Raw genomic sequence first — 15,737 nt, forward strand, 5'->3', positions numbered from 1 at the left:
TAAAGGGGATGAAGATTTTTATGAAAGAAGCCCGTCATATTAGAAAAAAAGTACTTTCTGACATAGAAAGCGGCATTATTTCTTTGGAAGAAGGAGTAAAGCGGATCCAGCAGCTTGGTTCTCATTCCGCAGGGGTTAACGGACAGTCGATATATTATCAGACGGTCTGGCAGCGGACAGATCTCAGCATTCACGTAAAAGGCGGCCGACGTGAGGGCAGCCTTTTATTATTTGATAAAAATGAAGATGTGAGTAAAGAACTTGCTGCATTGCATGATACAAGGGTTATTTTGGTTAAGCCGGGGAAAGAGTTTCGAAAAACCGGGGACGGTGTGTTTGAAATCGACCCCCGCTCTGAAAGAGATTACATAAACCTGTTAGGATGGCTTATAGAAGAAGAGAAGTCAGATATACGGGAAGCGGTGCATTTATGGTCAGACATGCCATTTGAAAAGACAGAGAGAGCGATTCGTGAACAATGCGACAGCGGAGTCTATTCTTTGTTTTTACTGCAACAGGCGCTCTTCAAAAATAACTGCCGCAAACCGATCAAGCTGTTATATGGATATTTTTCGCATCTTTCCGGAGAACAGCCTCTTTACGCGGCGGCAAGCGGATTTTTGCGGACATTGCAGCTGGAAAATCCGTTAATCTCAGCAAAAAGCATTGAAATGGAGCAGTCAATAGCTGCCGTTCACGCAGCTGATATCATACGCAATGAGCTGAGTGATTTCCAGCCTTCAGATGTAGAGATCCGTTATAAAGACATGCAGCGTTATGTCAAACAGCTCAAAACGTATGAACCCGAAAAAAATTCCGGAAGCGGCGATGTGCCGCTGAGAGAAAATGGAGTATATATTATCGCGGGCGGAGCGGGCGGATTAGGATTTACCTTTGCAGAATATTTGGCTTTTCAAACAAAATGCTGCCTTGTTTTAACGGGGAGATCTCCGCTTTCAGATCATATAAGAAAACAGCTGAGACGATTAGAGGATGCCGGTTCTTCAGCTGTTTATGTTCAGGCTGATATTACCAATAAGGAAGAAGCCGAATATGTAGTCAAAAAAGCCAAAACTTCTTATGGAAAAGTAAACGGGGTCATTCAGGGCGCGGGAATCATCCGTGACTCTTTCCTTCTTAACAAGTCACGAGAGGAATTCGATCAGGTAATCAGACCGAAAGTATTGGGTACGATGTGGCTGAATGATGCTGTTGAGAAAGAAAATCCTGACTTTTTCATTTGCTTCTCCTCTACTTCCGCAGTGTTGGGAAATGTCGGGCAATCTGATTACGCGTTTGGAAACAGTTATATGGATCATTTCATGAATATGCGTTCTGCCCAGCATTCTGATACGATTTCTCTCTCTCTGAACTGGCCGCTGTGGAAAGAAGTCGGCATGCAAGTGGATGAGCGAACGGTAGAGACAATGAAAAAGGCGGGTTTTTATCCTTTAGAAAAAGAAGAAGGTAAAGAAGCGTTTGCAGTCGCATTGTCCTCCGGTTTTTCGCAATTTACTGTATTTTACGGAGATGAGCAAATTGACAATCATGTTCATCAATTATATGAACGAAAAGACAATATTCAGGCAGATGAAGGAACAGGGAGAAATATCGAATCATTTGATTCAGAGAAACTGACAGCTGAAACATCTGATTTTATTATAAAAATGATTGCTGCAGAATTCAGGATGCCTGCGGACAAAATAGATGCAGAAGAGGCATTGGAAAAATACGGACTTGATTCCGTTATGATTATCAATATGACGAATGAGCTTGAAAAACATTTCGGCGCGCTCTCAAAAACGCTGTTATTCGAATATCAGACTGCGGCAGAATTGTCACAGTATTTCGTTGAGGAGCACAGGGATACTCTTCTTCATAAACTCAGGTTAGGAGAAAACAGGAGCAGCATCCCATCTCAGAAGAAAAAAGACAATAAACAGACAGCCGAAGTTAACGGGAAACAGAAAATCCAGATGAAAAATCAGGTGCAGCAGGAGAAGTATCATGACAATGATATCGCGATTATCGGTATCAGCGGACGTTACCCGATGGCAAATGATCTTGATACTCTGTGGGAAAACTTATTGAACGGTAAAGACTGTATAACTGAGATACCTAAGGATCGGTGGGATTCGGGGCTGCACTATCAGCCCGCAGCGGGCGATGAAGTAAAAAACCAAAGCAAATGGGGGGGATTTATTGACGATGTGTATCATTTTGATCCGTTGTTCTTTAATATTTCTCCTGCCGAAGCTGAATTAATTGATCCGCAGGAGAGACTGTTTTTAGAGACGGTTTGGCACACCATAGAAGATGCGGGGTACGCAAAGAAAACGCTTGAAAGAAAAAACGTCGGTGTTTTTGCAGGGGTTATGTACGGCCAATATCAGCTGTACAGCGTTGGTCACGAAGCGGCCGTTTCTTCCTCATATGCATCAATCGCCAACCGGGTATCCTACTTCTTTAATTTCAGCGGGCCAAGTATTGCTTTGGACACGATGTGTTCCTCATCATTAACGGCTGTTCATTTTGCCTGTGAAAGTTTAATCAGGAATGAATGTGAAATTGCAATTGCAGGAGGCGTCAATTTATCCATTCATCCTCATAAATATGAACTCCTGACTCAAGGCGGATTTTTATCCAGTGATGGCCGATGCAGAAGCTTCGGTTCAGGAGGAGACGGCTATGTGCCGGGAGAAGGGACAGGTGCCGTGCTGCTGAAACCCGTAAAAAAGGCTATTGCCGACGGTGATCAGATTTATTCAGTTATTAAGGCAACAGCCATCAACCACGGTGCTAAGACGAATGGATATACCGTGCCGAATCCCAAAGCTCAAAGTGAGGTCATTACGAGAGCCTTAAAAAAAGGGTTTATTGATCCAAAAAGCATCAGCTATATAGAGGCTCACGGAACAGGCACCGCGTTAGGAGATCCGATTGAAATCACCGGTCTGACCAAAGCATTTTCAGGTGCCGAACGTGATAAGAAGACATGCGCGATCGGGTCGATTAAATCAAATATCGGACATCTTGAGGCTGCTGCAGGCATAGCGGGCATTACGAAAGTTATTCTTCAAATGAAACATAAAACAATTGTTCCGTCACTGACTCATTCTGCTGAATTGAATGAAAATATACCGTTTCAAAAAACACCTTTTTATGTACCGGACAGTGCCGAAAAATGGGAGTCATCCGTTCCCAGGCGTGCCGGAATCAGTTCTTTCGGGGCAGGAGGAGCTAATGCCCATGTTATTTTAGAAGAATTTGCGGATGAAGCTATCTCTCCTCTCGCGGCTGAAGAACCTGAACAGCTTTTATTTGTTTTTTCTGCAAAAAATGCCGACAGGCTGGCAGAATATGCAAAACGCGCAAAAGAACATATAGCAGCCAGAGATTATCCATTAGAAACACTTAGAAATACAGCATTTACTTTACAAACCGGCAGAGAAGAAATGCCGCACAGATTGGCTGTTATCGCCTCTACAAAAGATGAATTGCTTAAAGGACTGACAGATTATACTCTCGGAAACGCGATGGATCATATTTTTACAAGCGGCAAAGACACAACAGCAGCTCAAAGGATGAACAAAGCTGAGATTGAAGAAGCAGCCGCAAACAGGGATCTTGTGAAGATTGCTGAATACTGGGTTGGCGGTAACGGAGTAGATTGGCCGTCACTTTATAAAGATGTCACTTTGAGACGGATTTCAGCACCCGGATATCCATTTGCCAAAGAGCTATGCAGAATAGATGTGCAAAATACGGGAAGCCGCCGGATGAACGTAAATAACGATCTGCATCCTTACATTTCATGCAATATATCTGATTTTAAAGCACAGAAGTTTCTTATCAATGTAAGCGATACCGGTTTGTATATAAAAACAAAGTATCAAGACAAGGAAATGTTTCCGTTTCTCAGCCAGATTGAAATGGCGAGAGCTGCCGGAGCGATGGCTTCAGGGAATCCGATTATTAAATTAACAGAGCTCTCCTTTAGAGAACCGATGTTACAAAGCGGAAGCAATGAGCAGATCCGGATTGTATTAACCCCGGATAATCAGGGTGCATCGTATTCTATAGAAAAACAGAGCGACTCATCCATTTATTCCTCAGGGCGGCTCGAATTAGAAGGCGGGGCGTACGAGAACGGAAATATTCATCTTGAGCCGTTCCTGTCTCAGCATGCAGACCGCATACCGTACGAAGCGTTTTATCAGCGGCTTGCCGAATTCGGATACAGCTGCAGTGACAGTCTTAAAGCGGCAGAGCACTGCGTCAGCAGGAACGGACAGGTGCTTTTAAAGATAAAAGCAAAGGCCGGGCCGAAAGGGTGCATAATCAAACCGGAAGTTATTGAGAGCGTATATCAAGCCGTCATATACCTTGCGGGGGAAAATGCCGGAGAGCTCCCGGAACACATTAAAGAATGTACGATTTTTGATCATGAGACTGAACCCGTTTATGTATATGCGGAACAAACTGGAGAAAGCGATTCGGCTTATGATGTGTATGTATTAGACAATGCCGGCGGGATTTTGATGGAACTGAACGGGCTGGTTTTTGGCGAAAAGCCTAATAAAAATGTGCGTTTTTATGAGCATAAGTGGGATCAAAAAAACCCTCTGATTGAAATCAAAGATAGGGAGCCAAAAACAATTCTGGTCTTTGCAAAAGATGAAGCATTAGCTGAAGCTCTGAAAAATCAATCAGACAGCCGTGTCATTCTCGTCACGCCGGATCAGCGGCAGACCGATCAAAATCTGCTGACATTCTGTGTAAACCCGGAAGTGACGTCAGATTACATTCGTTTATTCGAAGAATTGGAGAAAAAGGGGTTTGCTCCTGATGTCATCTTACACACGGGAGAAACATTTTACGCGGGTGACCACCTTCTCAGCGGCCTGGAATCAATTTTTTATTTATTAAAAGCCCTGAGCGCCCGCAGTGACGCCTCTCTTTATCTTCATTCTTTGCTTCTTGTTCACTCTTTTAAAGAAGGCGTGAATGATCCGTATACGGGCGCTCTTGCAGGCTGTTTAAAAACGGCAAATATGTTGGTGCCATCCGCAGAGAATGTGAAGTCAATCGGTTTTTCAGAATGTATATCAATTGAAAAAAGGGCTGAATTTTGTCTTAACGAAATGGTTTCAGGCATGGAACAGCAGGCGGAAGAAGTTAAATATATAAATGACAAGAGGTATGTTAAGACATTAAAGGAGTATGTATTCAATCATACAGAGCACTCTCATCAGCTGAAACAGAAAGGGGTTTACCTCATAACGGGCGGTTTGGGCGGTCTGGGCCTGATTTTCGCAAAATATTTAGCCTCTCAGTATCAAGCAAAATTAGTATTGACGGGAAGGTCACCGTTAACTGCTGATAAACGCCATAACATTGACCGGCTGCAGGCGCTTGGAGGAGATGCTGTATATTATCAAGCTGATGCCGCAGATCAAAAGACGATGGGACGGGTCATAGGAGAAACGAAACGGACTTGGGGCTCCATTCAAGGTGTTATTCATTCAGCTGGTCATGCCGATGATCGGTTATTTACAGAGATGAATCTGACTGATTTTTCAGAAGGCATGACTGCTAAAATTGAAGGAACGGTATGCTTAGATGAATTAACGAAAGATGAGCCGCTTGATTTCTTTATCGTATTTTCTTCTATTTCTTCGGTCTTCGGAGATTTTGGACAGGTTAATTATGCGTTGGGCAATTATTTTCAAGATCAATATATAAATTGGAGATTCGAACAGAGCCGCCGGCAAGAGAGACAAGGCAAGAGCATTTCGATTAACTGGCCGTTGTGGCGTAAAGGCGGAATGCATTTAAACAAAGAAGCTGAAGAAGCATATCTTTCCGCATCCGGGTTTGATTATTTGGAAACGGAAGAAGGGATAGCGGCTTTTGAGACGATTTTGGCAAGTGACTGCCCGCAAATTTCGGTTGTTACCGGGGATGCCGGAACAACACCAGCAAAAAAAGATCTGCCGCATCAAAAAGTAAATACGCTTCCGGTTCGTCAAGAGGAAATTTCTTATACAGCACCGGTGTCTGCAGACAATGTCCTGGAAGAACTGAAGCAAATGGTATCGGAATTATTGAAAATTAACATTGAACAGCTGGATACGGCAGAGAATTTCGGCAATCTCGGCTTTGATTCTATCAGTTTGAAAACATTAGCTGTCCGACTGAATAAAAAATACAAGCTTAAGCTGACACCTGCCGTTTTCTTTACTTACAGCCATATTAAGTCTCTTTCAGAATTTCTAAACAGTGAACTGCGTACTGTTGCAAAAGGGAATACGGATGCAGAAAAAAACATTTCTGAAAAAAGGAAAGTGCACGCCGAGAAAACCACCGGGAAAACCGTGAAGCCGCCGCGAAGTTTTCCGTTTGAAAAAAAGACAACAAGACAGGCTGACCATCATCCAGAGAAGCAGCCAGTTGCCATTATCGGGATGAGTTGTGTTTTTCCGGGAGCAAAAAATGCAGATGAGTTCTGGATCAATTTAATCAATGAAAAAGATTTGATTCAGGAAATTCCCCCGGATCGCTGGGATTGGAAAAAATACGCCGAAGGCAAAGGAAGCAGCGAAGTACATTCGAAATGGGGCGGCTTTATCACAGATGCCGATAAATTTGATGAGGCGTTTTTCAATATTAATCCGCGGGAAGCAGAACTCATGGATCCTCAGCACAGAATTTATTTGCAGGAAACCTGGAAAGCGATAGAAGATGCGGGTTACAAAGCTTCAAAGCTGTCTGGCAAAAATATCGGGGTGTTTACGGGCATTCAATTTAATGATTACCGCCAGCTGCTGATGAGGCATTCGGACGGGGCGCATGCGTTTGCGGGAACCGGAAACAGCCAGGCGCTCATCAGCAATCGTGTATCCCACTATTTTAATTTCAGAGGTCCGAGTGAGTCCATTGATACAGCCTGCTCAAGCAGTCTTGTAGCAATCCACAGAGCTGTGCGCTCGATTCAAAATGGTGAAAGTGAGCTGGCGGTAGCAGGCGGGGTTTCGCTGCTCTTAGATCCAGTCACGCATATGTATACTGATAAACTCGGTATTTTGTCTAGGGATGGCCGGTGTAAGACGTTTGATAAACTTGCCGACGGTTATGTCCGCGGTGAAGGTGCAGCTGTTCTGTTATTGAAACCATTGCAAGCGGCAATGAATGACAGAGACAATATTTACGGAGTTCTGAGAGGAACCGGAGAAAATCACGGAGGAAGATCTGCTTCATTGACCGCTCCGAACCCGGAAGCTCAGGCAGAACTGTTAACGTCTGTTTACAAAAATGCCGATATTCCTGTTGATACGATATCTTATATTGAAGCACACGGAACCGGGACAGAACTGGGAGATCCGATTGAGATTGAAGGCTTGAAAAAAGCGTTTGGATCTTTTGAGCCGCATTCAGGAAAGAATCATGATCAATATTGCGGCATCGGTTCAGTAAAAACGAATATCGGTCATTTAGAGCCCGCCTCTGGAATGCCGGGGCTGATTAAAGTATTACTATCCATGAAGTATAAAACACTGCCTGCCACACTACATGTCAAGGAACTGAACCCTTACATTCAATTAAGCGGAACGCCGTTTCATATTGTCAATAAAACTATGAAGTGGGCCAGATTAATAGATCGAAAAGGAAATGAAATTCCGCGCCGCGCGGGAGTCAGTTCCTTTGGATTCGGCGGGGCAAATGCTCATGTCATCGTGGAAGAATTTGAATACGGCCAAGATAAAGCAGTAACTGCCAAGCGGGAACAAATCATTGTTCTATCGGCCAAAACAAAGGAAAGGCTGATGGTTAAAGCCAAAGAGTTAACAACGTTTTTACATGAAGAACTATCAGTTCAATTCAGTCAGCAAGAGGTGCAGGAACGTGATTTGCAAGAGGCGGTTCGGGAAGCGGCAGCGGGTATCCTGCGTTTAGATACCGCAGATATAGATGCAAAGACACCTCTTTCTGAATTCGGATTTGATCCGTTGGCTTATTCCGAATTAATCTCTTATATAAACCAAATGTACGGCACAGAAATATCACTAGACATATTTCAGGAATTAATGACCCTGAGCGAGCTGTGCCGCTATATCAGCAGCATCCGGAATCGATCAGCTGATAAACCGCATAACGGCAATTTTAGAGAAAAGTCCGGAATCACTCTTGAAGAAATAGCATATACGCTGCAAACCGGAAGGGAACCATTTGAATGCCGCCTTGCGATCACTTGCTCGAATACCGGAGATCTTCTTGAAAAATTAAACGGTTACATCCAGGGGAGCAGGCTGCAAGGTGTTTATGAAGGAAATGTAACGGATTTTGATAGTCTGTACGCTCCTTTATTCGGCGGCCCCGAAGGTCATGCATATGTTCAATCACTGATTCAGCAAAACAAGCCGGCCAAACTGGCTCAGTTGTGGACGATCGGTTGTGAAATCAGCTGGGAAGACTTGTATGAGGAGGAACTCAAACCGGTTAAACTGTCTCTTCCTCTTTATCCTTTCAGCAAGAACAGACATTGGATTCATTTAAATAAAGATGAAGCGCAGAAGGCTGAGGCTTTCTCGGGTACTGAGCTTCACAACTCAAATAAAGATACAGCAGATGGAGAAATCATGTCGCTTCTTGAAAAAGCACAAACAGGTGAGATGAATACGAAAGAGACGTCAGAGCTGATAGAGGAGTTGCTTTTCCATGAATGAAAAAACGATGCAAATTGAGCAAATCGTGAAAAAGGTGAAAGAATGCAGCCTGACGCCTGAAGAAGGGCTGGAATTAATTAAGAGCTTGGGGAAAACCCATCTATATGAAATGGTATGGGATAGACATGAATTTAAAGGCAGTGAAAAATTCCCGCATACTAAAGAGCCAATTTTATTTTTTTGCGAAGACGACAGCATGTATACCGTAATGAAGAGGCAGCTTGAAGGCTATGAGGCACCTTTCATTTACGTGACTTCCGGCGAGCGTTTCGAAGATTGCCGGAACGGTCGTTTTACAATGAACTTTGCAAAAGGTGAGGATTATGATGCGTTATGCGGGGTTCTGCGTTCTCAAAATATAAGACCCCGCCATATTATTCATTTTTTGGCTGCCGGGCTCTTCAAAAATACAGAAGATGCAATGAGAAAGCAGCTCAATAAAAGTCTGTTTTCCTTGTTTCACATGTTTCAGGCCTTCATGGCGAACAAACTTTGTCCGAAAGCAGAAATTTTGTATCTGTATGAAAATGCCGAGGGCGAGGTTCAGCCGATTTATAACGCGGTTGAAAGTTTTCTTAAGACCGTACAGGCCGAAAATCCGAATTTCACATGTAAGGCTGCAGAGCTGAAATCAATGTTTGACGAGCCGTTTACAAAGCAGCATGTTGCAGATGTCATCTCTTTTGAATGGAACAATCAATGTAAGACGAACCACGTTACCTGTTATGAGCCGAGCCATTATTATAAAAGGCAGCTTCAAAGAGTAAAAAAAGAAGATGGGGAGAAACATAGTTTCAGTGTAAAAAAGAACGGTGTGTATTTAATTACGGGAGGAGCCGGCGGTCTCGGGTACCTGTTTGCGGAATATCTGGCGAAACAGGCAGAAGTCAAGCTGGTATTAACCGGCCGTTCCCCGGCCTCCCGTGAAACGGCGCAAAAATTGAGCGCTCTTGAAAATCTTGGCGCTGAAGCCTTATATGTCCCGGCAGATATTTCAAAGGAAAAAGAGACGGCCGCGTTAATGAAGCACATTAAGCAGACATTCGGAGAATTAAACGGAATTTTGCACAGCGCCGGACTTGTTAAGGATGCATTTATCATAAAAAAAACGAAAGAAAGCATAGAAGAAGTTATAGCGCCTAAAGTATTCGGAACCGTTTGGCTGGATAAAGCAGCTGAAGAAGAGCCTCTTGATTTCTTCGTTATGTTTTCGTCCCTTTCGGCCGTTCTGCCTAATGCGGGTCAAAGCGACTACGCCTTCGCTAACGGATATATGGACGGATTCACCCAGTATCGAAGCATTAAGGGACGTCCCGGGAAAACACTTTCTATTAATTGGCCGTTATGGGATGCGGGGAATATGACAGTCGGGCCGGGAGAGCTGCAAGCTTTAAGACATGCAGGGCTGGAACTTTTATCCGCCCAAGCCGGGCTTGCCGCTTTTCAGGACAGTATGAGCCGCTCTGCTTCTCAGCTGGCTGTTATCAGCGGAGACAAAGATAGAATAAGTGAATTACTCTCAACGGATCATAAAGAAATAGAGACTGTGCCTGAAAACAACAGTAATCTGCCGCAATTAAATGAAAAAGATCTGAAAAAGCAAACGGTTCGTCTTTTGACAGAGATCGTCGGTGCGGAAACGGGAAGACCGGCGGACAGTATTTTACCCGAGGATCCATTTGACCGTTACGGAATTGATTCTCTAACGATTTTAGGTCTTAACGCCCGTCTGGAAAAATATTTTGGAAGAGTGTCTAAGACTCTTTTCTTTGAATACAGCAGTGTTGAAGAGCTGTCAGAGTATTTTCTTGAACACTATCATCATGAGTTGAAGAAGGCGTTTTTACCGGCAGCCGAACAGCGAATTGATCATTCGGCGCCGGCGAAACGAGAGAAGCTTTCCGTTTCCCGCATACCATCCGCACCTTCCGAGGAAGATATTGCAATTATCGGTATAGCCGGCCGCTACCCGATGGCGAAGGATGTGGAACAGTTTTGGGAAAATATTTCTTCCGGAAAAGATTGTATAACGGAAATACCGAAAGAGCGCTGGGATTTTCGGAAATATTATCACACAGGTGACAATGCCCGTCATGACAGCAAATGGGGGGGGTTTATAAAAGACGCTGATAAATTCGATCCGCTGTTCTTCTCAATTTCGCCCCGTGATGCCGAGTTAATTGATCCTCAGGAACGGTTATTTTTAGAGACAGCGTGGCACACGTTTGAAGATGCGGGTTACACAAAGAAAAAGTTGAAACGGCATAAGACAGGTGTATTTGTCGGTGTCACCTACAGCCACTATCAGTTATTTGCAGCCGGTGCTTCAGATGATGAGGAACGTCAGGCGCTCCTGTCTTCTTATTCGTCTATCGCAAACCGGGTATCATATTTCTTTGACCTGCACGGACCCAGCCTTGCAATTGATACAATGTGTTCTTCTTCACTTTCTGCTGTTCATTTTGCATGTGAAAGTATGAAAAGGGGAGAATCCACCCTCGCTATAGCCGGAGGAGTGAATTTATCCTTACACCCGGATAAATATACTTTGCTTTCACAAAATCATTTTGTTTCAAGCGATGGGCGCTGCAGAAGCTTTGGAGCGGGAGGAGACGGATATGTGCCGGGAGAAGGAGTCGGGGCCGTTCTTTTGAAACCGCTCTCTGCCGCGAAGGATGACGGGGACAGGATTTACGGTGTGATTAAGGGAACATCTGTAAATCACGGCGGAAAAACAAACGGATACACTGTGCCAAATCCGGGCGAGCAGGCAAACGTCATCAGTGAAACTCTTGATAAGGCGGGGATTGATGCAGACAGCATAAGTTATATTGAAGCGCATGGCACCGGAACATCTTTGGGAGACCCGATTGAAATTTCAGGTTTAACCAAAGCTTTGCACAGCTCGAAAAGCGATTATCGTTGTGCAATTGGGTCGGTTAAGTCAAATATCGGACACCTAGAGGCTGCGGCGGGAATTGCTTCTATCACAAAAGTGCTGATGCAAATGAAATATAAACAGCTTGCTCCTTCCCTTCATTCCGATAACTTAAATCCTAATATTGATTTTGGGGAAACACCGTTTTACGTGCAGTCTGAACTGACCGATTGGGAGACGCCGCAAAATCAAGCCAGAAGGTCAGGCATCAGTTCTTTCGGCGCTGGAGGATCTAATGCTCACATTATCATCGAAGAGTATAAGAATGAAGAAAAGATGGAAACGGTACAGAGCAACAAGACGCAAATTATTCTGCTTTCTGCCAAAAATGAAGAACGGCTCAGACTCTTGATTGATGCATATATAAAAGAACTGGAGCCAAACACGTCACTAGCTGATGCTGCGTACACTTCGCAGACCGGGAGAAACGCTATGGAAGAGCGGCTCGCTGTTGAGGTTAGCAGCATTGACGATCTTCGCAATAAGCTGACGATGTATTTGCGGTCAGATCAGAAGGTAAACGGTTTATATAGGGGAAAGGCCCGCCGAGGCGCTGGTCAAAAGGGTGCCCTGTCAGCCGCTCACTTTGAAAATGCAAGAGATATGGCCATTCACTGGGTGAACGGAGGAGACGTTGAATGGGAAGAGATGTACACTTCGGAATTACCGAAGCTTATCTCTCTTCCTGTATATCCTTTTGAACGGAACAGATATTGGGTGCCTGCCGCAAAAGCAGCACAGAAACAGAAAAAAACAAGTGTACCGCAAAGTCTGTCCCATGCACCGATTGACTTATCATTTGATGTATTAAAAAAATCGTGGAAAAAACAAAAGGCTGCGCCTTCCGCTTTTACGAAAGGACAGGTGATGATCCTGGCTAATAGTGAAAGTGAGCGGCTTGCATTCGAATTGTTTGATTCAGATCTTCTGATTGAACCCGCTGTCATTTGCGCAGATAACTGGGATCATTCGGATGGGGAAGCCGAAAAAACGGCTCTAGCAGTCATAGAAGAAAATCCGGAAATCATCGGCATGATTGACCTGTCAGATTTGCGGAGTGATCAAAACGGGGCACACACCGGCACAATCGGGAAGCTGACACTGCTGCAGGAAATCATAAAGACACGTAAACAGCTTTTCGTTTTACATGTGACCAGAGGGCTGCAGGCATTTCTGAATGACAAGCCGTCGTTAGCCGGAGCCGAAACAGCCGGACTATATAAAATGCTGAGTGCGGAGTATCAAAAGATAAAATCAAAAACAATAGATGTAGACGGGCATGTCGGGACTGCGGCGGAATTGAGACAGGTAATCACAGATGAAGCTTGCGCTGACGGGCTGTATAGTGAAATCTGCTACCGGAACGGTGAACGTTATATTCCATACGTCGAGAAGTTACATGCAGCGGAAATAAACCGGAAACTATCCGGCCTGCCGGTATGCTGTACGGATCAAACCCTGGTTATTACAGGGGGAACAAGAGGGATCGGAGCAGAACTTGCCAGACATTATGCCGGCAAGGGAGTCAAAAAACTTGTGTTGATGGGAGTAACCGACCTTCCGGAATCTGATAAAATAGCCGGCATGTTAAAAGACACCGATGAAAAGTCACCTCTTTATTCGAAATTACAACTGCTGCATGAGTTGGATCAAAAGGGAGTTCAGGTGGAAGTGTATTCCGGGCCGCTCACGGAAAAAGAAAAATTACAACGCTTCTTTTCAAAGGTGAGAATGAAGTTCGGCAAAATCGGCGGGGTGATTCATTGCGCTGGTGCAGCCAATCATTCGAATCCGGCTTTTATTCATAAATCTGATCAAGAAATAAGAGAAGTATTTGAGCCAAAGGTACAGGGGATGCAGGTACTCCATGACATTTTTATTGATGACAAACTTGATTTCTTCATTTTGTTTTCATCTGTTGCGAGCGCCTTTCCTTTATTAGGCGCCGGAACAAGTGACTATGCCGCAGCGAACGCTTTCATGGATTACTTTGCGGCATATCAGCATGCAGCCGGCAGAACATATTATCAATCAATTAACTGGCCGAGCTGGAGGGACATTGGGATGGGCGAGGTGACAAGTCCATCATATCAGGCACTTGGTTTACTTTCACACTCAACAGAAACAGGTATTGCCATGCTGGATGAAATGATGACGATAAACGGATACCCCTGCCTTATACCGGCAAAGACACATCCGGAGAAATTCAAGCTGGAGCAGCTGCTTCAGACAAGAATTCAAGCTGCTATAAATAACCAGGATGCTGAAGAAAAAGAGATCTCTGGTCAGGGAGACAATGAAGCTATGATCAGGAAGTTAATGGAGATTTTTTCCGCGGAGCTGAAAATACCTTACGAGAATTTAGATCAGGATACGTCTTTTGCGGATTACGGAGTTGATTCAATCTTACTGGTTCAGCTTGTCAAAAAAGCGGAAGATGCATTTCAAATAAAAATTGAACCATCAGCTTTTCTGGAGTATCCGAGTTTTTCACAACTGGGCGTCTATTTAAACGAATTATTTGCAAGTGAGGGGATCAGTCCTCAAATTGATTCAGAAAACATTGAGATTCGGAAAAAAGAGCAATATATAAATCAAAATGCTTCCGAAGTACGGGACAGCGGATCTCAAATACAACAAACCAGTCTGAACCAAATCGCTATTATCGGAATGGGCTGTGAGTTTCCGGATGCTCCGGACACAGAAACGTTCTGGAGAAATTTGAAGAAAGGACAAAATAGTGTCCGCGAAGTCCCGGCGTCGCGATGGGATATTTCTTCATACTACTCTGACACCTATGAAAAGGGAAAAAGTATCAGTAAGTGGGGCGGATTTCTTCAAGATATTGAGTCTTTCGATCCCGCGTTTTTTAATATGAACAAAAGTGAGGCATCAGAGCTTGATCCGTTAATCAAAAAATGCCTTGAGGTCAGCGTCCAGACATTGAGAGACGGCGGCTATACAAAAGAAGAAGTATCAAACAAAGAAGTCGGCGTCTTCATCGGTTCGCGGACCGGGACGTTTATGTCCAAAATAGGTTCCCCTTCAAAAAATACGATCGTGGGTATAGGACAAAATTTCATAGGCGCGCATATCTCACACTTTTTTAATCTGAAAGGACCGAATCTGGTTGTAGACACGGCTTGTTCTTCTTCATTGGTCAGCGTCCATCTCGCTTGTCAGAGCCTGATGTCAAAAGAGTCAGATATGGCGATTGCGGGCGGGGTTGACATTTTGCTGGATCAAAAACCTTACGTCATGCTGAGTGAGGCTCGGGCGCTTTCACCTGAAGGAAAGTGTCATACATTTGATGAGAAGGCAGATGGATTTGTACCGGGAGAGGGATGCGGCGCAGTCCTTTTGAAAAGACTTGATGACGCCCTTGCCGAAGGTGACAGAATTTACGCGGTAATTGACTCATCCGCGGTTAATAATGACGGACAGACAATGGGAATGACAACACCTAATCCGAAAGCGCAAAGCGCAGTGATAAAAAAAGCCCTGAAAAAAGGCGGAATTGATGCAGATACTCTCAGTTATGTCGAGACGCATGGCACCGGTACGATGATAGGAGATCCGATTGAATTAAAAGCGCTGACAGAAGTGTTCCGGGAGGTTACGGAAGAAACGCAATTTTGCGGAGTGGGCAGCGTAAAAACGAATTTCGGACATTTAATGAGCGCAGCGGGGATAGCGAGTATTATAAAGGTTGCCTTATCCATAAAAAATCAGATGCTCCCGCCGACATTACATTGTAAAACGCCAAATCCGCGTTTTAAATTTGATCAGTCGCCATTCTTTCCGAACACGTCTTTAAAAGAATGGCGTCCCAGAAAAGGGGTTTTGAGAGCCGGAATCAGTTCTTTTGGATTCGGGGGCACGAACGCACATATGATATTGAGCGACAGCCATCTCACATTAGGATATGGAGAGACAAAAAGACACCCGCTTTCTCCGATTATATTCAATAAGGAACAATGCTGGATCGACAATGGAGAAACTCCAGAAAAGGAAGAGTCAGAATTGCTGATTCCTTTACTTGATTTCAAAGAATTATAAAGAAAAGAAAAGGA

At 44.2% G+C, this 15,737-nt stretch carries 2 protein-coding genes; both read left to right on the top strand.

Annotation, left to right across the window (positions count from 1 at the left end; genetic code table 11):
- The first annotated feature begins 20 nt into the window (after positions 1 to 20).
- Positions 21 to 8,726, top strand: a complete 8,706-nt coding sequence (locus HWY38_RS08430) for a type I polyketide synthase (protein ID WP_224181654.1) — start codon at positions 21 to 23, stop codon at positions 8,724 to 8,726.
- Positions 8,719 to 15,723, top strand: a complete 7,005-nt coding sequence (locus HWY38_RS08435; RefSeq protein WP_224181655.1) for an SDR family NAD(P)-dependent oxidoreductase — start codon at positions 8,719 to 8,721, stop codon at positions 15,721 to 15,723. Before HWY38_RS08430 ends, HWY38_RS08435 begins: the two co-directional genes overlap by 8 nt.
- Positions 15,724 to 15,737 lie beyond the last annotated feature (14 nt).

Origin of the sequence: Bacillus sp. KS1, assembly GCF_020075515.1 — a bacterium.
GTDB lineage: Bacteria > Bacillota > Bacilli > Bacillales > Bacillaceae > Bacillus > Bacillus velezensis.